The organism is Actinoplanes sp. SE50/110 (assembly GCF_900119315.1).
Classification (GTDB): domain Bacteria; phylum Actinomycetota; class Actinomycetes; order Mycobacteriales; family Micromonosporaceae; genus Actinoplanes.
On the sequence record NZ_LT827010.1, the window covers coordinates 986,996 to 1,006,104 of the forward strand.

Sequence of the window (19,109 nt, forward strand, 5' to 3'; positions counted from 1 at the left end):
TCCGAACCGGATCGCGTTTTCGGCGCCGATCGCAGCGTATTCACGAGTACCGGGCGGACATCGATAGAACCCTCTGCCTAGAGTCCGTTCCGATCGATCGATCGGTTGGCCCTGCCGCAAGCGATGCGGCAGTTCCTGCTAACGGGGAGAGGATTCATGATCAAACGCACTGCCGGACTGGCCGTGGTGGCTGTCGTGGCCATCGCGACCCTGCTGGGAATCACCGCGGCTCCGGCTCTCGCCTCGTCCTACAACACCGGTGGGACGACGACCAGCATCACGAACTTCACGACCGGCAGCACCACCTACACCCAGGACCACGCCGGCGACGACATCGCCTTCGATGTCACCTCCGGCCCGGCGATCGACATGCGCTGGGTCAAGTGCTCGGATTCGAGCGTGCACGGAAGCATCAACTACAACATCGGTACCGACGGGTACCGTGTGCTCGGCACCGACTTCAAGGCCACCACCTGCCTGCACCTGCAGTTCCGTGGCTTCACCAGCACGGGCGCCTTCCGGGGCGTCACCTACTGGGACTACAACTTCGCCTGATCCTTGGCGACGTCGTATAGGTTCGGAGGCTCCGTCGCATCGTTGTCCGGCGATGGGGCCTCCGGCTCCCCGATCATCTCTCGTGTGCCACATTGGAGGAACGATTCATGGCGTCCCGTTCACGGTTGCTGGCTTCCGTGCTTCTTCTCGGCCTGCTCGCCGCCGGCTGCTCGTCCGGCTCCGGTGACAAGTCCACCGACCAGTCCGGGTCGGCTCCGGGCCAGGGTGGCAAGCCCGGGGTCAACAACCCGGCCGACGCGGCGAAGAAGCCGGCCGGCGCGGCGACCGGCACCAAGAAGGACGACTTCATGCCCACCCTGCAGCAGGCGTACGCGAAGGTCAGCTGGCCGCCGAAGCGGAAGATGACCACCGACAAGCTGTGGGGTTTCATGGCCGCCGGCGCGGCCGACACCCAGTATCAGGCTTCCGACGCCACCAACATGGTGACCATCTGGAACGCCTGCGCGTGGACCATGCAGCTGGTCGACGACACGAAGGCCAACAAGCCGGTCAGTGCCGACGAGTCCGCGCTCAGCGGCCTCGGGAACAGCGATCTGAAGGGGTTGATCGACAAGATCGTGTCGGACGCGAAGCTCGGCGAGATCTCCACCGCCCGCCAGTTCATCGACGCGAACGACTGCCAGAAGGGCTTCGCATAGATGCTCCGGAGTCGGGTGGTGGCGCGTGCGGCCGTGTTCGCGGGTGCCACCGTGCTGCTCGCGGCCTGCACCACCACCGGCGACGCCGGCCCCGGTAGCGGGGCGGGGGCGGGTGACCTGGTGGTCGCGTCGGCCACCGCCGCACCGGCGACGGTCCGGGTGGAGAAACGGGAGATCTATCAGACGGTGCGTCTGGAGGGCCTGGTCGAGCCGTATGACGCGGTTCCGGTCAAGGCGGCGGTGGACGGCCGGTTCATTCCGGCCGCCGGGGTCCGGAACGGGCGTACGGTGCCGCGGGGTTTCCGGCTCGGTGCGGTGCGTCAATGTCCCGACGAGCAGAACGCCGGCACCGTGAATCCGGCGCCGTCGGCCTCCGCGTCCGCGGGTGGCACCGCGGCCACCCACTGCGCCTATCGGTACACCGCGGTGCGGGCCCCGGCCGCGGGCCAGCTGTCCGACGTCGGCGAGCAGAACGTCGCCCCCGGTGCGGTGATCGCCAACATCCGTCCGCCCGGATTCCACATCCGGCTGCCGGTCGAGGACAAGTCGGTGCTGTTCAATTTCGCCCACCCGCCGTCGTCGGGCAAGGCGCAGATCGTCGGCGGCCCGTCCGGGCTGACCGTCCGGTTCGAGCGGCGGACCTTCGACCAGAGCAGCGGTACGGTCAACGTGTTCGTCTCCGCGCCGTCGCATGTGGACCTCTTCGCCGGGCTGCACGCGGTGGTCGTCTTCGTCACCAACGCGCTGAAGGACGTGGACACGCTGCCCCTGTCGGCGGTGCGTGGGCGCGCCGAGCAGGGCGAGGTGGTGGTGCTGGACCAGGCCGGGCACACCCGGACGGTCGACGTCGTCATCGGTGCGGCGGACGACGCCTATGTGCAGGTGAGCGGTCTGGATCCGGACGCCGACGTGCTCGTCTACCCGCTGGATTCGAACTTTGACCGATAGCCGACCGGTCGTCGAGGCGCGCGGCGCGGGGAAGACGCTGCAGCTGCCCACCGGCGACCGGCTCCAGGTCCTGCGCGACGTCCACCTGACGATCATGGCGGGTGAGGCGGTCGCGATCCGTGGCCGGTCCGGTTCCGGCAAGACGACACTGCTGCGCGCCCTCGGCCTGTTCATCCCGTTCGACACCGGGGAGCACCGGGTGCTGGGCACCGATGTGCGCCGGGCCGGTGACCGTCGCTGTTCCCGGCTGCGGGCCCGGTCGATCGGCTTCGTGTTCCAGGATTTCCGCCTGCTGCCCAATCTGACCGCGACGCAGAACGTCGAGTACGCCGGCATCCTGGCCGGTCTGCGCGGCCGGCGCCGCCGGGCGGCGGCGCGCGAGGCGCTGGACCGGGTCGGGCTCGGCGCCCGGCTGCAGTCCCGTCCCGCCCAGCTCTCCGGCGGCGAGCAGCAGCGGGTCGGGATCGCCCGTGCGCTGGTCAAGCAGCCGGCCCTGGTGCTGGCCGACGAGCCGACCGGCGCGCTGGACGCGGAGACCGCCGACGCGGTGATGACCCTGCTGCTCGACGCGGTCCGGGATCTGAACGCCGCGCTGGTGGTGGTCACCCACGATGACGCGGTCGCCGAGCGGTGCGACCGGCGGGTGCTGATCGCCGGCGGTGCGGTGCACGAGCCCGGTGCCGCGGACGTGGTGGAGGCGCCCTGATGCAGGTTCCGCTGCTCGCCGTCCGCGAGTTCCGGTCGAACTGGCGGCGCAACGCGATCTTCGGCGCGATCCTGTTCGTGTCGATCAGCGTGCAGCTGTTCACCGCGATCGCGGCCACCGCCAGCCGGACCGCGGTGGAGTCCTACGCGACCGCGGTCTTCGGCTATGCGGAGACGTACAGCCTGACCATCCCGGACGAGCGCACCGGCGCCGCCCTGCACACCCTCAACGACCGGCTGGCCGACATCACCCGCAGCCACCCCTGGCTGCGCCCGGCCACCGCGGTGAACGTGACCGCCTACGTGCGGGCGTCGGCCACCTCCGACCCGAGCGCACTGGTGCCGGTCACCCTGCGGTCGGTGACCCGGGACTGGCAGTTGCTGACCCCGGCGCTGGCCGACGACGACCTGTGGCGCACGGTCATCGACGATCGCCGGCTCGGCCCGGCCGTTCTCCTCGACCGGGACACCGCGGGCCGGCTCGGCGTGGCCGCCCCGATGGCGGTGACCCTGCTGCTGGACGCCCCGGTCGCCGACCATCCGGGAGCCGGCGCGTCACCCGGGCCGGAGCAGGCCCGGCAGCAGGCGGCCGGCGACGCCCCGGCCCAGGTCGCGGCGGGCGCTTCGGTGCGTCCCCGGATCGCGCTCGGCGGTGTGCCGGTCTTCGGCACCTACACCGAGCTGAACAAGTCGCTGGCCGCCGACGGTTTCGTCACCCAGAACGTGATCGATCTGGCGCACCTCGGCCCGCAGACCGTGCAGGTCTACTGGCGGTGCGTGCGGATCCGGTGCGGCGACGCGGCGGCCCTGGTGCGCACCGCGGTGGGCGGTCACGTCACCGCGGTCGAGAGCCGGATCGACGACATCGACCAGTTCCGCCCGGTGTTGGATCAGCAGCGTGAGGAGGGGCAGCGGTTCTCGGTGATCGTGCTGGTCCTGGGCGCGCTCGCGGTCGGCATCGTCTCCACCGCGTTCGTCGAGGTGCGGGCGCCGCAGTTCGCCACGCTGCGGGCGCTCGGCGCGTCCCGCCCGGCCGTCGGGGTGCTGGCGCTGCTGGAGAATCTGCTGACCGCGGCGGTGGTCGGCGTGCTCGCGGTACTCGCCGGGGCGGCCGCCAGCCGGCTCGATCCGAACCGGTTCAACCAGATCTCCCAGGTCCGCCTCGATCATCTCGGCGTGCCGATCGCGATCTACGCACAGACCATCGCGATCACCCTGGCGATCGGCCTGCTCACCGGCCTGGCCCCGGCGATCCGCGCGTACCGGGCGGTCCGCACGTCCTGACCCGCGATCGGGCCGGGGCGGTGGTCGCGGTCCGCGGCTGCGGTCACCCTCCCGGCCGGCTTGCGCGCCGTCCGGCTTCGCCGATTGCGGCGTACGTCGATAAGCTTCGTCGTTTCGTCCCGGCGGTGTGCCGGGCCGGAGCATCGTGGCACGGCCGTGGCATCCCGCCGTGGTTCCGGACCCGCCCGGTGGATAAGGCTTTCCTTAAGCGTTACCTCACCAAGCGTGACCGGGCATTTTTGGCCTAAGTTCCGAGTTAGGGCAAAATGGAGTGCGGAAGACGGCTGCTGCATGACCGAGGAGTCCGAGGCAATCGATAGATCGGACAATATTTTCTGGGTGGTTGGTCCCCCTTCGCGTCGGGTGGTGGCAACCACATAGGAGAGTTCGTACGCTCGGGGCGACACATGGGGGACAGACGCTTGCGAACACAACGTCACCGGCGGCCTGACATCGGCCCGAGGGACAGACCGGAAATCGATAGGCGGCGGCGAGAAAGCGGAGTACAGCCGCGCTGTTTTCGGCACACCCGGCGGTAGATGCCACGTGACCGTGGAATTCCGGGTATTGGGACCGCTGGACGCGCTCATCGACGGTCAGCGCATCGATGTCGGCGGTAATCGTCAACAGATCGTCCTGGCCAGCCTGGTGCTCGAAGCCGGCTCGGTGATCTCGATCGACCGCCTGATGCGAGCGGTCTACGGCGAGAGCCTCCCGTCCAGCGCCCGCGTTCAAGTACAGATCTGCGTCTCCGCGCTGCGGAGGCTTTTCGGCCAGCACGGCCATCCCAAGGCGATCGTCACCCGCAACCAGGGTTACGTGCTGGCGCCCACCGAGATCGACGTGGATCTCCAACGATACGAGAGCCTGGTCATGCAGGCGCGGGCGGCGGGCAACGCCGGACGCAAGGAGGAGTCGACCGCTCGCTACCGCGAGGCGCTCGCCCTCTGGCGCGGACCGGCCCTGGAGGGGCTCGACAGCGAGCCGCTGCGGATGGTCGCCGACCGGCTCGCCGAACGCCGGCTCACCGTCACCGAGGACTGCATCGAGTACGACCTGGAGCTGGGCCGCCACCGCGAGGTGATCGCCGAGCTGGTCGGCCTGGTCGGCACCTACCCGCTGCGGGAACGGCTGCGCGGGCAGCTGATGCTGGCGCTCTACCGCTCCGGCCGGCAGGCCGAGGCGCTGGACGCCTACCGGGCGGCCCGGCGCACGCTGATCGACGAGCTGGGCCTGGAGCCCAGCGAGTGGCTGCAGCAGCTGGAACGCTCGATCCTGGCCTCCGACGCCGACCTGAGCGCGCCCGAGGCGACGACCGCCGCGGTCCCGCTCTCGCTCCTGCCGGTGGTGGAGCCGGAGGTGCCGCCGCCGGATCTGCTCGTGCTGGAACCGGAAGCGGCGCGGGCGGTCGCCGACCCGGCCCCGGCGGCTCGCGGGGGCCAGCCGGTGCCGAGCATGCTGCCCACCGACATCGCCGACTTCACCGGACGCACCGAGCAGATCGAGGCCATCCAGGCGCACCTGACGGCGGCCGCCGGAGATCCGGCGCAGCTGGCCGTGCCGATCATCGTGGTGGCCGGCAAGCCGGGGATCGGCAAGACCGCGCTCGGCATCCACGTCTCGCACCGGCTGGCACCGCGCTATCCGGACGGGCAGCTCTTCGCCGACCTGCACGGGCGGTCGTCGGACCGGGTCAGCCCGATGCAGATCCTGGAGCGGTTCCTGCGCACCCTCGGGGTGCCCGGCGCGTCCATCCCGGACGGGCTGGAGGAGCGCGCCGAGATGTATCGGGGGCTGCTCTCCGACCGGCGGATGCTGGTGGTGCTGGACAACGCCGGCTCGGAGGCGCAGGTGCTGCCACTGCTGCCGGGCAATCCGCGCACCGCGGTGCTGATCACCACCCGCAGCCGGCTCGGCGCCCTGCCCGGCGCGGTGCACGTCGACATCGACGTGCTCGACCCGTCGCACTGCGTCGCGCTGTTGTCCCGGATCGCCGGGGACGACCGGGTCCTGGCCGAGACCGACGCGGTCGCCGCCCTCACCGAGCTGTGCGGGCGGCTGCCGCTCGCGCTGCGGATCGCCGGCGCCCGGCTGTCGGCGCGCCCGCACTGGTCGGTCGAGCAGCTCGCCGACCGGCTGGAGAACGAGTCGCGCCGGCTCGACGAGCTCAACCACGGCGCGATGGGGGTGCGGGTCAGCATCTCGCTGACCTACGACAACATCAGCGACGCCGCCCGGCGACTGTTCCGCCTGCTCGCCGTCGTGGACAGCCCGGCCTTCTCGGCCTGGGTCTGCGCGGCGCTGCTCGACGAGGCGCTGCCGGACGCCTACGACCTGCTGGACGACCTGGTCGACGCCCAGCTGGTGGAGATCGACAGCACCGAGCCCGGCCCGCACCGGCAGTACCGGTTCCACGACCTGATCCGGGTCTTCGCCCGGGAGCGGCTGGCCGCCGAGGAACCGCTGGCCGATCGCAACGCCGCGCTGCAACGGGTGTTCGGCGGTCTGCTGTTCCTGTCCGAGGAGGCGCACCGGAAGTTCTACGGCGAGGGCAACAAGGAGGTGCACAGCGCGGCGCCGCGCTGGCGGATCCCACAGCGGTCGGTGGACCGGATGCTGAGCGATCCGCTCGGCTGGTTCGAGCGGGAGCGGCAGTCCATCGTGGCCGCGGTGCGTCAGGCCGCCGAGGTCGGAGCGGTCGAGTACTGCTGGGATCTGGCGGTCACCGCGGTCACCCTGTTCGAGACGCGGGTCTACCTCAACGACTGGCGGACCACTCACGAGATCGCACTCGCCGCGGTGCGCCGGGCCGGTGACCGGCTGGGCCACGGCATGGTCCTCTACTCGATGGGTGCACTCACCATCGCGGAGCGGCGGTTCGCCGAAGGGCGTCGTCGGCTGGAAGACGCTCTGGAGATGTTCGAGGTGCTCGGCGAGGAGAGCGGCCACGCCATGGTCAACCGGCACCTGGCCTACCTGGAGCGGATGGACGGCAACCTGGACGAGGCGGCCCGCCGGTACGAGCAGGTGCTGCCCGTGGTTCGCCGCGGCGGCAATCCGGCCGCGCTGGCCTATGTGCTGCACAGCATGGCGCAGATCGAGATGGAGCGCGGCAACGCCGGCGACGCCAAGGCGATGCTGGAGCAGTCGCTGGAACTCAGCCGCCGGGTCGGCGGCCGGCGCATCGAGGCGCAGGTGCTGCACCGGCTGGGCCAGGCCCACCTTCAGGCCGGCGAGCCGGAGTCGGCGGTGACCGTGTTCGGCGAGGCACTGACCGCGGCACACGGGCTGGGTGATCCGATCGGCGAGGCGTACGCGACGCTCGGACTGGGTGCGGCGTATCTGAGCGCCGGCGACCTCACCGAGGCCGGCGCCGCGCTGGCCCGGGCCCGGGAACTCGCGTCCATCAACGGCGAGAGGTTGATCGAGGCGCGGGTCGAGTTCTGCATGGGCGAGCTGTCGCTGGCCGCCGACCTGCCGGACGCGGCGACCACCCACCTGGAACGGGCGCTGGTGATGTTCCGGGAGATCCATGCCCCGCTTTTCGAGGAACGTGTTCTGGCGATGCTGCAACGAACGAAAAATCAGTGTCGCGTGGCCTGACAACAGAGCAGAGAGAAAGGGAAGGTATCCGGTCGGATGCCTTCCCTTTTCGCGTGGCGGGCAATTCACCCTTCCCAGGGCCAGGTGCCGCTGATCGTGGTGTCGTCGGCGCCGGTGGCCACGCTGGTGCCGGCCGGCGTGCCGGGCTGCGCAGGCGTCGTGTCGTTGCTGTCGGCAGTGGCGGCGCCGAGGACGGCGAGCACGGCGGCGGCGACGGCGGCGACGACGAAACGGGCGCTGCGGCGGGTGAACTTACGCATGGGAATGTACGCCTTTCAATTTCGAGGAGTTTCGACCCGGTGCTCACCGTGTCGACGCCATTGACGCTAGGGGCCTCCCCTATCGCCGTGTTATCAAGCGATCCATTGACCGGCTTTCCGGCGATGGCCGTCGACGATAACGAAAGGATCGTGCGGCGATAACGCGATAACGGAGTATGTCGCCAATGGGCGATGGCGCCGCGGAACCGGACGGCAGGGTGAGAGTTTCATGAGTATCTCCGCGCAAGCAGTGGACGTCGTGTACGGCCGGCCGGCCGCGGGTGTGCAGGTCCGGCTCCAGCGGAAGATCTCCGACCTGGGGCACGAACTGGACGACTGGGTGACCGTGGATCACGCCGAGACCGACCACGAGGGATACGTGCGCGCCTGGACCGAGAAGCGTCTCGGCCGCGGCCCGTACCAACTCGTCTTCGACAGCAACGCCTACTTCGCGACGCTCGGCCTGAGCACCGCGTACAAGGAGGTCTCGGTCGTCGTGCGATTGACCGGGGAATCCGACAGCTGTCAGGTCCAGGTACGGCTCGCGCCCTACTCCTACTCGATGTATTTCGGCTTCCGGGACTGATCCGGTCCCGTCCTAGAAATCAGGGGGAATCAATGGGGAACAAGTACGTCCGGCCGTTCACGCCGACGTTCCCGGAACGCACCTGGCCCGGACGGACCATCACCTCGGCGCCACGCTGGCTCTCCACCGACCTGCGCGACGGCAACCAGTCGCTGGTCAACCCGATGGGCCCGGACCGCAAACTCACGATGTTCCGGCTGCTCACCGCGATGGGCTACAAGGAGATCGAGGTCGGATTCCCGGTCGCCAGCCGGGACGACCACGATTTCCTGCGCCTGCTCATCGAGGAGGACCTGATCCCGGACGACGTCCGGATCTCGGTGCTGGTGCAGGCCCGCGACGAGCTGATCCGGCGCACCGTGGACAGCCTGGCCGGCGCGCCGCGGGCCACCATCCACATCTACAACGCCACCTCGCCGCAGTTTCGCCGGGTGGTCTTCGGCATGGACCGGGCCGAGTGCAAGGAGCTCGCGGTGCAGAGCACCCGGCTGATGCTCAAGTACGCCGACCGCACCCTCGCCGGCTGCGACCTCGGCTTCCAGTACTCCCCGGAACTGTTCAACGACACCGAGCTGGACTTCTCGCTGGAGGTCTGCGAAGCGGTGATGGACGTGTGGCAGCCGGCGGCGGACCGCCCGATCATCCTGAACTTCCCGACCACTGTGGAACGGGCGACCCCGAACGTCTTCGCCGACCAGATCGAGTGGCTGGACCGGAACCTGAGCCGGCGCGACCACGTCTGCCTCTCCGTGCACCCGCACAACGACCGGGGCACCGGGGTGGCGACCGCCGAGATGGCGCTGCTCGCCGGCGCGCAGCGGATCGAAGGCTGCCTGCTCGGCAACGGTGAGCGGGCCGGCAACGTCGACCTGGTTACCCTCGGGCTCAACATGTTCAGCCAGGGCGTCGACCCGGGCATCGACTTCTCCGACATCAACGAGGTCCGCCGGGTCGTCGAGTACTGCACCGAGATTCCGGTGCACCCGCGCCACCCGTACGCCGGCGACCTCGTCTACACCGCCTTCTCCGGCTCCCATCAGGACGCCATCAAGAAGGGCTTCGACGAGCGGAAACGGACCGGCGACCAGCGCTGGGAGATCCCGTACCTGCCGATCGACCCGGACGACGTCGGGCGCACCTACGAGAGCGTGGTGCGGATCAACAGTCAGTCCGGCAAGGGTGGCGTCGCGTACGTCATCAGCTCCTGCCTGGGTCTGCATCTGCCCCGCGACCTGCAGCGCGAGTTCGCCGCACTGGTGCAGGCCCGGGCCGACGCGGAGGGCGGCCCGATCGACAGCGACCGGATCGTCGAGCTCTTCACCCGGGAGTACGTGTCCCGGCCGCTGCTGTCCGTGCCACTGCCGCTGCGCGAGGCGGTGCCGGTCACCCTGCACGTCGACGGTCACGCGTTCGAGGTCGGCGCGGTGCGGGCGGACGCGGTCGAGCGGGTCAAGCAGAGCCTCGCCGCCTGGCGGATCGACCTGCGCGCGGTGCACCGCACCGGCACCGGGCTGGCCGACGGCACCGCGACCGGCGTCTACGCCGAGCTGCGCGCCGGGGAACGGACGCTCTGGGGCGTCGCCGCCGACGACGACGTGGAGTCGGCGATCCTGGCCGCCGTCCGCTCCGCCGCGGCCCGCCTGGGCCGGCCCGCCGAGCGGCCGCGGGGCGCCTATCGAATCGACGAAACTCCCTATCCGATGGCCCGCGCCAGCTGAATAAGCGCAGGTCAACCGCGATAGGCGAGAGATAACGGACCGACAAGGCAGGCCCGTAGCGTACAGGGTGTCGAAGCCGGAAGCGCTCGCGGAAAACGAGGAAGAAGTCATGGAACTGGTGGAACGGGACGGCGTGATGGCGGTGCTGGACAGCCTTCTGGCAGCCGCCGTCGCCGGAAAGGGACGGGTCGCCATGGTCACGGGTTCCGTGGCCACCGGTAAGACCGAACTGCTGAACACCTTCGCCGAACGGGTGGTCGACCTGAACGGCCTGGCCATCACCGCGGTCGGCGCGCGCAGCGAACGGGACCTCCCGCTCGGCGTCTTCGGCCAGCTGCTGATGGACGCGCCGCTGGTCGCCGAGGACAGCCGGCGGGCGATGGACCTGCTGCACGAGGGCGCCCAGAGCATCCCGGCCGGCCCGGACGGCGCCGCCCGGCTGGACCCGCAGATCGTGCACGCGCTCTGCACCATCCTGCTGGACCTGTCGCAGCGCTACCCGCTGGTGGTCGTGGTCGACGACATCGACCAGGCCGACCCGGCATCCCTGCTCTGCCTCTCCTACCTGGCCCGCCGGGTGCGGTTCGCGCCGATGCTCGCGGTGTTCAGCCTCTCCTCGTACGCCCGGCCGGACGAACCCGCGGTCGAACTCGAGGCGCTGAGCCGGCCGCCGCAGGGCGCGCACCTGTCGGTCGCCGCGCTCAGCCCCGAAGGCGTGCGCCGGATGGCCGCCGAGGTGCTCGACCCGGAGCAGGCCGACCGGATCGCGCCGCGCTGGCACCAGCTCACCGGCGGCAACCCGCTGCTGGTCACCGGCCTGGTCGCCGACCACCGGCAGGTGCTCGCCGAGGGCGGCGCCGCGGACGGCGAACCGGTCACCGCCGGCCACTACGCCCGGGCCGTCGTGTCCTGCCTGCACCGGATCGACCCACAGCTGGCCGAAGTGGCCCGGGGCGCCGCGATCCTGCCCGAAACCGGACTCCTGGACCAGCTGCTCGGCGTCGACGCGGCGCACATCGGCCAGGCGCTGCGCGCCCTGACCACCGCCGGGGTGCTGCACAACGGCGAATACCGGCACCCGGTCGCCCGGGAAGCGGTGCTCGCCGAGATCCCCGACACGGAACGCCGCGAGATGCACCGGCGGGCCGCGGTGCTCGCCCACTACGGTGGCGCCGCCACCCGGGTGGTCGCCGACCAGCTGCTCGGCGCCGGTCGCGCGGACGACCCGTGGGCCGTCCCGGTGCTGGAGGAGGCGGCCCGGCAGGGGCTGCGGGAGGGCCGGGTGGACACCGCCATCGGCTACCTCCGGCTGGCCTGGCAGACCTGCGCCGACGGACCGCACCGGGCGAAGATCATGACGACCATGCTGCGGGCCGCCTGGCGGATCAACCCGGGCACCTCCACCGCGTACCTGCCCGAGCTGACCGCCGCCCTGCAGCGCGGATTCCTGCTCGGCGGCGACGCCCTGGCGCTCACCAAAGCGCTGCTCTGGGACGGCCAGTTCAGCTCGGCACGCACGGTCTTCGACCACCTGAACGCGGTCACCGACGACCTCGACCAGGAGGGCATGACCGAACTGGCGATCGCCCGGCCCCTGCTGCGCTGCACCTACCCGCCGTTCTTCGCGCTGCTGCGCCAGCCGTCCGAGCGGCCGCCGGCCGTGTCGACGGTCGCCGCCAGCCACCGGCTGGAAGCGGCGACCGCGCTGGCCACGGTGCTCACCCGCGGCCCGTCCGAGAAGATCGCCACCGCGGTGCAGCGGATCCTGCACAACTCCCGGCTGGACGAGATGAGCCTGGACACGGTGGAGAGCGCGCTGCTCACCCTCACCTACGGTGGCTGGTGCGACCAGGCGGCGTCCTGGTGCGACCTGTTCGTCGAGGAGGCGGTCACCCGCCGCGCGCCGAGCCGGCTGGCCCGGCTGTCCGCGATCCGCGCCGAAGTATCGCTGCGCCTCGGCGACCTGCCCGCCGCCGTCCGGCACGCCAGGTTCGCCCTCGACACCATGCCGCCGGCCAGCTGGGGGGTGGCGATCGGCGCCGCGGTCGCGCCGATGATGCTGGCGGCCACCGCGATGGGCCGCTACGACCTGGTCCGTGAACAGCTCGACCAGCCGGTGCCGGAGGAGATGTTCCACACCCGCTACGGACTGCACTACCTGCAGGCCCGCGGCCGGTACAGCATGGCGATCGGGCAGCTCCAGCTGGCCCTGCGCGACTTCGAACTGTGCGGGGAACTGGCCGGCAAATGGCACCTCGACGTGCCCGGCCTGGTGCCGTGGCGGGTCGACATGGCCGAGGCGCTGCTGCTGGCCGGTCTGCCCGACCGGGCCCACGAGCTGATCGAGGACCAGCTGAACCGTTGCGCCAAGAACAACCCGAGGGTCCAGGGCATGGCAATGCGGCTGTACGCGGCGACCAGCCAGCCCCGGCACCGCCCGATGTTCCTGCGCCAGTCCGTCGACCTGCAGGCCGGCGACGAGTACGAGCAGGCCCGCGCTCTGGTCGACCTCACCGGGGCGTACGAGGCGGTCGGCGAGTCCCGGCGGGCCGGCATGATCGCCCGGCGGGCCCGGGCCCTGGCCGACAAGACCGAGGCCGAGCCGCTGCTCGCCACGCTCAGCCCCGAGCTGGGCGGCGACGAGGCCGAGACGGCGACGGCCCTGAACCTGGCCGCCGGGGCAGTCACCCTCAGCGACGCCGAACGTCGAGTCGCGATCCTGGCGGCCGACGGCTACACCAACCGGGAGATCGCCACCAAGCTGTACATCACGGTCAGCACGGTGGAGCAGCACCTGACCCGCGTCTACCGCAAGCTGGACGTGCACCGGCGCACCGACCTTCCGGCCCACCTCCTCCGCGACCACGCCACCGCCAACTGACCGGGCTGCGGCCGGCGGCGGCCCGACCCCCACGCCGCCGGCCGCAGCCCTCCACCCGAAGGCCTGCCGGCCACGCCGCCGGTCGCGGCCTAGGAGTTCCACCCGGAGGCCTGCCGGCCACGCCGCCGGCCGCGGCCTCGGCCTTCCACCCGGAGGCCTGCCGGCCACGCCGCCGGCCGCGGCCCCGGCCTTCCACCCGGAGGCCCGCCGGCCACCCCGCCGGCCTCGGACCCGCAGGCTGGCCTACGCCCTCCCGAACATCCTCAAAGCTCCCTCCCCCAAGTGAAGAAGGGTCCGGCCATGCGGCCGGGCCCTTCTTCACTTCAACGAGGAATCGAGATGCCGAAGGCGGTGCGTGCCGGCGTGGAACGAGGCAGGAAAGCCACGAAGTGGCGAAGAGGAAGGAGGCAGCGTGCGAGGACTGATGGCGGCACGGTGGGCAGCGCCAGTGGTGGAGGGTGATCCCGGTGGCCCGGTGGCCCGGTGGCCCGGTGGCCCGGTGGCGCGGTGGCGCGGTGGCGCGGTGGCAGCGGTGGCGCGGCCGATGGCTGAGGGCGCCTACTGGGGTCAGAGCAGGGCGGGAACCGGGGCGAGGACGGCGATGGCGGTGACCAGGATGCCGTTGCCGACCACCCAGCGGCCGCTGAAGCCGGTCAGTTCGCGCCCGTGCAGGCGCGCGCCGGTCACCGAGAGGCGGGCATTGAAGGTGCCCGCCGCCGGGTCGAAGGTGACGGTGGCGTCGTCGAAGTCGAGCCAGCGGGCGGTCAGTGGATACCACGCCTTGTACACCGACTCCTTGGCGCTGAACAGCAGCCGGTCCCAGTGCACGCCCGGCTGGTACCGGGTCAGGGCGGCCAGGTGGTCGCGTTCGGCCGCCTGGGAGACCGCCTCCAGGACGCCGGCCGGCATCGCCTCGTGCGGTTCGGCGTCGATGCCCACGGTGGTGACCTGCGGGGCCGGCGCGACCACGGCGGCGCGGTAGCCGGCGCAGTGGGTGATGCTGCCGACCAGGCCGGTGGGCCACTGGGGCTCGCCGCGCGGGCCGGGCAGGATCGCGGCCGGCCGGTGACCGAGCCGCAGCATCGCCTGCCGGGCGCACCAGCGACCGGTGGCGAACTCCGCCCGACGTTTCGCCACCGCCGTGCTGACCAGCAACTCCTCCTCGGGGAAGAGGCCGGCCTCCGGCGGGTCCTGGAACGTGTCGACCGCGGTGACGGCGCTGGGCAGGATGGACTCGATCATCGCGGCCTCCGCGGCGGTGAGAAGGCGGGCACCCTCTCGACAATGGACATGACCCGAGCGTACGGAGGCGCCCCGGACCGGGGAACCGGCGCGGCACCTTTTACCGGTCGGTAGGGGCACGGGCCGGATGCGATATAAGGCGGCAATAGACGTCCGTCGAAGACTGGGCGCCCAGTCACCTCGCGTGGAGGAGCCACCGTCTTGATTCGTCGTACAACCGCCCTCGTGGCCGCCGGCGCGCTGGTCGCCGCCGGTCTCTCGCTCGCCGTCCAGGCGCCGGCCACCGCGGCGGCCGCCTGGACGGCCGTCCCGGTGCCGGTCGGCACCGACCGCAAGATCGTCTCCGCGGAGATCCGGGCGTTCGGCCCGGACGCCGCGTTGATCTACGCCTTGACGCAGCCCACCATCTGCTTCGAGTGCACCTCCAAGTTCCAGACCTTCCAGTGGACCGGCTCCGTGTGGTCCGAACTGGCGACTCCGGCGATCAAGGCGAACGGCCGGCCGATCTACGCCGCCGCCTCGCTCGACGACCAGTGGACCTTCGCGCCGACCGGGACGGACTTCACCTTCGCCGCCTACCACTGGAACGGCTCGACCTGGACCGCGCACTCGACGCCGGGCATGAAGTTCCAGCCGGCCGCCGCGGAGGTCGAGGGCCCGGACGACGTGTGGATCGCCGGTGACGATCGGGCCGGTGGGGACATCAACGCCGCCGTCGCGCACTGGGACGGCGTCTCCTGGAAGATCACCCGGTTGCCGGCCGGGGTCAACCGGGGCGGCGCCGGCACCATCCACAAGATCAGCGACACCGAGATCTGGACGGCCGGCACCGGCTACCCGGCCAGCGACACGTTCCGGATGAGCGCCGCCCGGTTCAACGGCGTCTCCTGGTCGGTCGTGGCGATGCCGGACGGTGACGGCCGGGGCAATCAGGTGACCGGGACGTCGGACGACCTGTGGATCACCGGCAGCAGGTTCCCCAAGGGCGCGTCCTCGTGCGGCATCACGCTGCACGCGACCGGATCCGGTTTCACCCGCGCGCCGGACATCTGCGGGACCACCGTCGACGGCGGTGTCTGGAGCGCCGAGGTGGTGAAGTTCGGCGCCGACTGGTATGCCGGTCTGCGGCCGCGCTGGAGCAGCGACAGGATCCCCGGCGGGGCGCTGTACCGGTGGGGCGGGTCGGCCTGGCAGAGCATCGCGGGACCGTATCCGACCACCACCGACGTCGAGGATCTGGCGGCTATTCCGGGTGGCGGCTCCTGGCTGCTGGCCGAGGGCCGGGACGCGGCGGGCAAGCTGACCGGCCCGCACCTGTGGCGGTCGGCCGGCGCGCCGAGCTGATCGACGACCCCTCGGCGTCCGAGCAGCGGCGACGACGATCCGCCCGGCGTGCGGCGGGCGGGTCGTCGTCGCTTCGGGGCGGAGGGCCGATGACCATGCGCCCGGCGATCATGGGATCGCCGGGCGCCTCGCGTCATTCGCCGTGCAGGGCCAGATGGATCGCGCGTTCCAGGACCGCTGCCCGACCGGCCGGCCCGATGTCCGTGAGAAGTTCGTCGGCCTGCCGGATCGCCGAGCCCATCCGCAGGGGATGCGCCCGGCGCAGCAGACCGGCGATCCGGGTCGCCAGATCGTCGGTCATCGTCAGTCCCGGCCGAACGCGTACTCGAGCACCGCCATCGCGCTGCACAGCTTCATCCGCGCCTGTGACCAGGCGACCGAGCGTGGGCCGTCGAGGACCGCGCCGGAGACCTCCTCGCCACGGTGGGCGGGCAGGTCGTGCAGGAAGAGGGCATCCGGCGTACGCCCCAGAAATTGATCGTCGATGTGGAACGGCCGGAAGGTCTCCCGCCACGCCGCGTCGGGCTTGCTGGTGCCGGTGGTCTGCCAGCGGGTGGTGTAGACGAACTCGGCACCGGCCGGCACGTCGCGCGGATCGTGCGACTCGGTGACGTGGCCGCCGTTGCCGGCGGCCCGCGCGGTGGCCGCCTTCAGGGCGTCCTCGGGCAGCCCGTAGCCGTCCGGGGTGAGCAGGTGCAACTCGGTGCCGGCGAACGCGCTGAGGCCCTGCGCGAGGGCGGTCGCGGTGTTGTTGCCCTCGCCGACGTAGAGCACCCGGGCCCCGTCCAGCGATCCGCGGTGCAGCAGGATCGTGGCCAGGTCGCAGATGCCCTGGGTGGGGTGCTCCTCGGCGGCCATCGCGTTGATCACCGGCAGACCGCTCTCGGCGGAGAGCAGCCGCATGTCGGCGAGCGGGCCGGCGGTGCGGGTGACGATCCCGTCGAGCATCAGACCGAACATCCGGGCGGTGTCGGCCAGCGACTCGCCGGTGTTGGTCTGCAGGTCGCCCGGCCCGTAGCCGATCGCCCGGCCGCCGAGCCGTTCGACGCCGGCGGTGAAGGCGGTCCGGGTGCGGGTGGAGGTGCGGGTGAAGACGATGCCGATCAGCAGGCCCTGCAGCGGGTCGTGGTGCGCGGTGCGGTCGCGGTACAGCTCGACCGAGCGGCGCGCCAGGCCGGCCAGCCGGTCCGGGGTGAGGTCGGCGAGGGTGAGCAGGCCGCCCGGCTCGCGCCGCGGCGGCAGGCCGGTGAAGGCCTCCGATGTGGACATTTTTCCTCCGGTACGGGACGCCTCAGACGAGGTCGGGGACGGGAATGTCGAGCGGTTCCACCGGTGCGGGCGGGCGGTCCAGTTCGCGTTCGGCGACCCAGGCCGGGTTGTACAGCGAGCCGGCGTAGCGGTCGCCCAGATCGGGGCTGATCGCCACCACCACCGAGCCGGGGCGCAACAGGGCGGCCCGGTCCGCCACCCCGGTGAGCACCGCGCCGGTCGAGCCGCCGACCAGCACGTGGTGCCGGTCGCGCAGCCGCCGGCAGGTTTTCACCGTCTCGTGCTCGGAGACCATCACCAGATCGGTGACGTGCTGCAGGGAGGCGATCGCCGGGGTGCGGCTGGTGCCCAGCCCCGGGATGTGTCGCCGGCCGGGCGGGGTGCCGAAGGTGGTCGAGCCGATGATGTCGACCGCGAACACCCGGGTCTGTGGCCGGTGCCGGGCGAAGTACTGCGCGCAACCGGTCAGCGTGCCGGTCGTGCCGGCCCCCACGAACACCGCGTCGACCTCGGGGAACTGCTGGAGTATCTCGGCCGCGGTGGTGTGGTAGTGGGCCATCGTGTTGATCGGGTTGGCGTACTGGTTGGGCCAGACCAGCATCGGGTCGGCCCGGATGCGGTCCTGCAGGTAGGCGAGGCGCATCGACAGGTACCCGCCGTTCGGGTCGCGTTTGTCGATCACCACGACCCGGGCGCCGTACGCCCGCATCAGCTCGATGGTGGCCGGCGCGGTGTTCTTGTCGGTGACGCAGGTGAACTGGTAGCCGCGGGCGTTGCAGACGATGCTCAGCGCGATGCCGAGGTTGCCGGAGGACGATTCGATCACCCGGCTGCCGGGCCGGAGCAGCCCGCGCTGCTCCAGGTCGTCGATCATGGCGAGGGCCGGCTTGAACTTGATCGAGCCGGCCAGGTTCATCGCCTCGATCTTGAGGTAGAGGCGGCTGTCCGGGAGGAACCCGGAGAGTTCGAGGAAGACGTCGGGAAATCGGAGATCCAGCGCGGATTCGATGATCAACGGTAGCTCCACGGAAAAGGTCGGATGTGCGGGTCAGAGCAGGTCGAGGAGCTGCCCGGCGCCGGTTTCCCGCGCCACCTGCGCGACGGCGTGGATCAGGGCGACGTCCAGGACGGCCATGCCGAACGGGTTGCTGATGACGTATCCGGAACCGGGCCGCCGGGCCGGCCGGCGGCCGGTCAGCACCTCGCCGAGGCTGCCGTCGCCGCCGGTGAGCACGCCCTCCTGGAGGAGCCGGCCCATGATCCGGCGGGGGTTGTCCCGGATCAGTTCGAGGTCGTCGACGAAGACCGCCTCGGCGCCGCGGAACGCCTCCCCGGTCAGGTCGTCGAGGGACACGTGCGCCACGAACGAGCCGCCGGCCAGCCAGGACGCCGGGATGTACGGGTCGTTGCTGGTGGTCACGGTGATCAGCACCGGGGCGGCGCCGGCCGCGTGGCGGGCGCTGTCCGCGACGGTGACCGTCAGCTCCGGGCGGCGGGCGGCGAAATCGTCCCGGAACGCGGCGGCGCGTGCCGGGTCGAGGTCGAAGACGACGGCCCGGCGCACCGCGGGGAAGGCGTCGGCGATCGCCTCCAGGTGCACCCGGGCCAGCGTGCCGGTGCCGATCAGGCTGACCGTGTCGAACGATTCCGGCCCGAGCTCCCGCAGGCTGACCACGGTGTAGGTCGCGGTCCGGACCGCGCTGAGCAGCCCGGCCTCGGCAACCACCGCCGGGCGCGCGGTCTCCGGGTCGAAGGCGAAGCTCAGCCCCCCGGCCCGCTCCAGGCCGCGGCCCGGGTTGCCGACCGAGGCGTTGATCAATTTCATTCCGTACGCCATGGCCGCACCGTCCGGCACGGCTCCCAGCATGGCGATCGCCCGGCTGTACGCACCGGCACTGTTCGACCAGCTCAGATACCCTTCGGGGGGTAGCTCGGTGCGGCCCGACGTGTGATCCCGCAGGGTCTGCGCGACCACCTCGGCCGCATCCATCTTGGACAGACAGGCCGCGACGTCGGCGCGGTTGAGGAAACGGATGCTCTCGCTCGTCATGGTGT

The 19,109-nt window shown here is 71.3% G+C and carries 16 protein-coding genes; 10 read left to right on the forward strand and 6 right to left on the reverse strand.

Annotation, left to right across the window (positions count from 1 at the left end; translation table 11 throughout):
• Positions 1-156 precede the first annotated feature (156 nt).
• From ACSP50_RS04445 to ACSP50_RS04470, 6 genes are all read left to right on the forward strand, one after another.
• On the forward strand, positions 157-555 hold the full coding sequence (locus ACSP50_RS04445; RefSeq protein WP_014687956.1) for a hypothetical protein: 399 nt from the start codon (positions 157-159) through the stop codon (positions 553-555).
• A gap of 107 nt (positions 556-662) precedes the next feature.
• The gene (locus ACSP50_RS04450) at positions 663-1,214 is read left to right on the forward strand and encodes a hypothetical protein (RefSeq protein WP_014687957.1); all 552 of its coding nucleotides are present in this window, start codon (positions 663-665) and stop codon (positions 1,212-1,214) included.
• Positions 1,215-1,232: 18 nt separating this feature from the next.
• Positions 1,233-2,162 (forward strand): efflux RND transporter periplasmic adaptor subunit, encoded by a 930-nt coding sequence (locus tag ACSP50_RS04455; protein WP_155123437.1) that lies wholly within the window; start codon positions 1,233-1,235, stop codon positions 2,160-2,162.
• Complete coding sequence (locus ACSP50_RS04460; RefSeq protein WP_014687959.1) at positions 2,152-2,868, forward strand: ABC transporter ATP-binding protein; 717 nt, start codon at positions 2,152-2,154, stop codon at positions 2,866-2,868. Before ACSP50_RS04455 ends, ACSP50_RS04460 begins: the two co-directional genes overlap by 11 nt.
• Positions 2,868-4,151 carry an ABC transporter permease gene (locus ACSP50_RS04465; RefSeq protein ID WP_014687960.1) on the forward strand — a complete coding sequence of 428 codons (1,284 nt, stop codon included), beginning with the start codon at positions 2,868-2,870 and terminating at the stop codon, positions 4,149-4,151. Before ACSP50_RS04460 ends, ACSP50_RS04465 begins: the two co-directional genes overlap by 1 nt.
• 546 nt (positions 4,152-4,697) lie before the next feature.
• Positions 4,698-7,754, forward strand: a complete 3,057-nt coding sequence (locus tag ACSP50_RS04470; protein ID WP_014687961.1) for an AfsR/SARP family transcriptional regulator — start codon at positions 4,698-4,700, stop codon at positions 7,752-7,754.
• Positions 7,755-7,819: 65 nt separating this feature from the next.
• Here the strand turns inward: ACSP50_RS04470 and ACSP50_RS04475 are convergent, their stop codons facing one another.
• Positions 7,820-8,014 carry a hypothetical protein gene (locus ACSP50_RS04475; RefSeq protein WP_014687962.1) on the reverse strand — a complete coding sequence of 65 codons (195 nt, stop codon included), beginning with the start codon at positions 8,012-8,014 and terminating at the stop codon, positions 7,820-7,822.
• 229 nt (positions 8,015-8,243) lie between these two features.
• Between ACSP50_RS04475 and ACSP50_RS04480 the strand changes: the two genes are divergently transcribed.
• The 3 genes from ACSP50_RS04480 to ACSP50_RS04490 all read left to right on the forward strand — a co-directional run bounded on the left by ACSP50_RS04480 (position 8,244) and on the right by ACSP50_RS04490 (position 13,199).
• Positions 8,244-8,600, forward strand: coding sequence for a hydroxyisourate hydrolase (locus ACSP50_RS04480; RefSeq protein WP_014687963.1), 357 nt, complete (start codon positions 8,244-8,246; stop codon positions 8,598-8,600).
• 32 nt (positions 8,601-8,632) lie between these two features.
• Positions 8,633-10,318, forward strand: coding sequence for a 2-isopropylmalate synthase (locus tag ACSP50_RS04485; protein WP_014687964.1), 1,686 nt, complete (start codon positions 8,633-8,635; stop codon positions 10,316-10,318).
• A gap of 109 nt (positions 10,319-10,427) precedes the next feature.
• The gene (locus ACSP50_RS04490) at positions 10,428-13,199 is read left to right on the forward strand and encodes a LuxR family transcriptional regulator (protein ID WP_014687965.1); all 2,772 of its coding nucleotides are present in this window, start codon (positions 10,428-10,430) and stop codon (positions 13,197-13,199) included.
• A gap of 567 nt (positions 13,200-13,766) precedes the next feature.
• Here the strand turns inward: ACSP50_RS04490 and ACSP50_RS04495 are convergent.
• Positions 13,767-14,441, reverse strand: a complete 675-nt coding sequence (locus ACSP50_RS04495) for a 4'-phosphopantetheinyl transferase (protein ID WP_014687966.1) — start codon at positions 14,439-14,441, stop codon at positions 13,767-13,769.
• A 201-nt stretch (positions 14,442-14,642) separates the two neighbouring features.
• On the opposite strand from ACSP50_RS04495, the gene ACSP50_RS04500 reads away from it, so the two are divergent.
• Entirely contained in the window at positions 14,643-15,785 is a 1,143-nt protein-coding gene (locus tag ACSP50_RS04500) for a hypothetical protein (RefSeq protein ID WP_014687967.1), read from the forward strand.
• Positions 15,786-15,918: 133 nt separating this feature from the next.
• Here ACSP50_RS04500 and ACSP50_RS41520 read toward each other — a convergent pair whose 3' ends face one another.
• Genes ACSP50_RS41520 through ACSP50_RS04515 form a run of 4 tightly spaced genes read right to left on the reverse strand, consistent with a single transcriptional unit; the run spans position 15,919 to position 19,104 of the window.
• Entirely contained in the window at positions 15,919-16,086 is a 168-nt protein-coding gene (locus tag ACSP50_RS41520) for a hypothetical protein (protein WP_014687968.1), read from the reverse strand.
• A 2-nt stretch (positions 16,087-16,088) separates the two neighbouring features.
• A complete protein-coding gene (locus ACSP50_RS04505; RefSeq protein ID WP_014687969.1) occupies positions 16,089-17,054 on the reverse strand; it encodes an ornithine carbamoyltransferase in 966 nt (321 codons plus the stop codon).
• A gap of 22 nt (positions 17,055-17,076) precedes the next feature.
• Complete coding sequence (sbnA, locus tag ACSP50_RS04510; RefSeq protein ID WP_014687970.1) at positions 17,077-18,069, reverse strand: 2,3-diaminopropionate biosynthesis protein SbnA; 993 nt, start codon at positions 18,067-18,069, stop codon at positions 17,077-17,079.
• A 33-nt stretch (positions 18,070-18,102) separates the two neighbouring features.
• The gene (locus ACSP50_RS04515; RefSeq protein ID WP_014687971.1) at positions 18,103-19,104 is read right to left on the reverse strand and encodes an ornithine cyclodeaminase family protein; all 1,002 of its coding nucleotides are present in this window, start codon (positions 19,102-19,104) and stop codon (positions 18,103-18,105) included.
• Between the last annotated feature and the right edge of the window lie 5 nt (positions 19,105-19,109).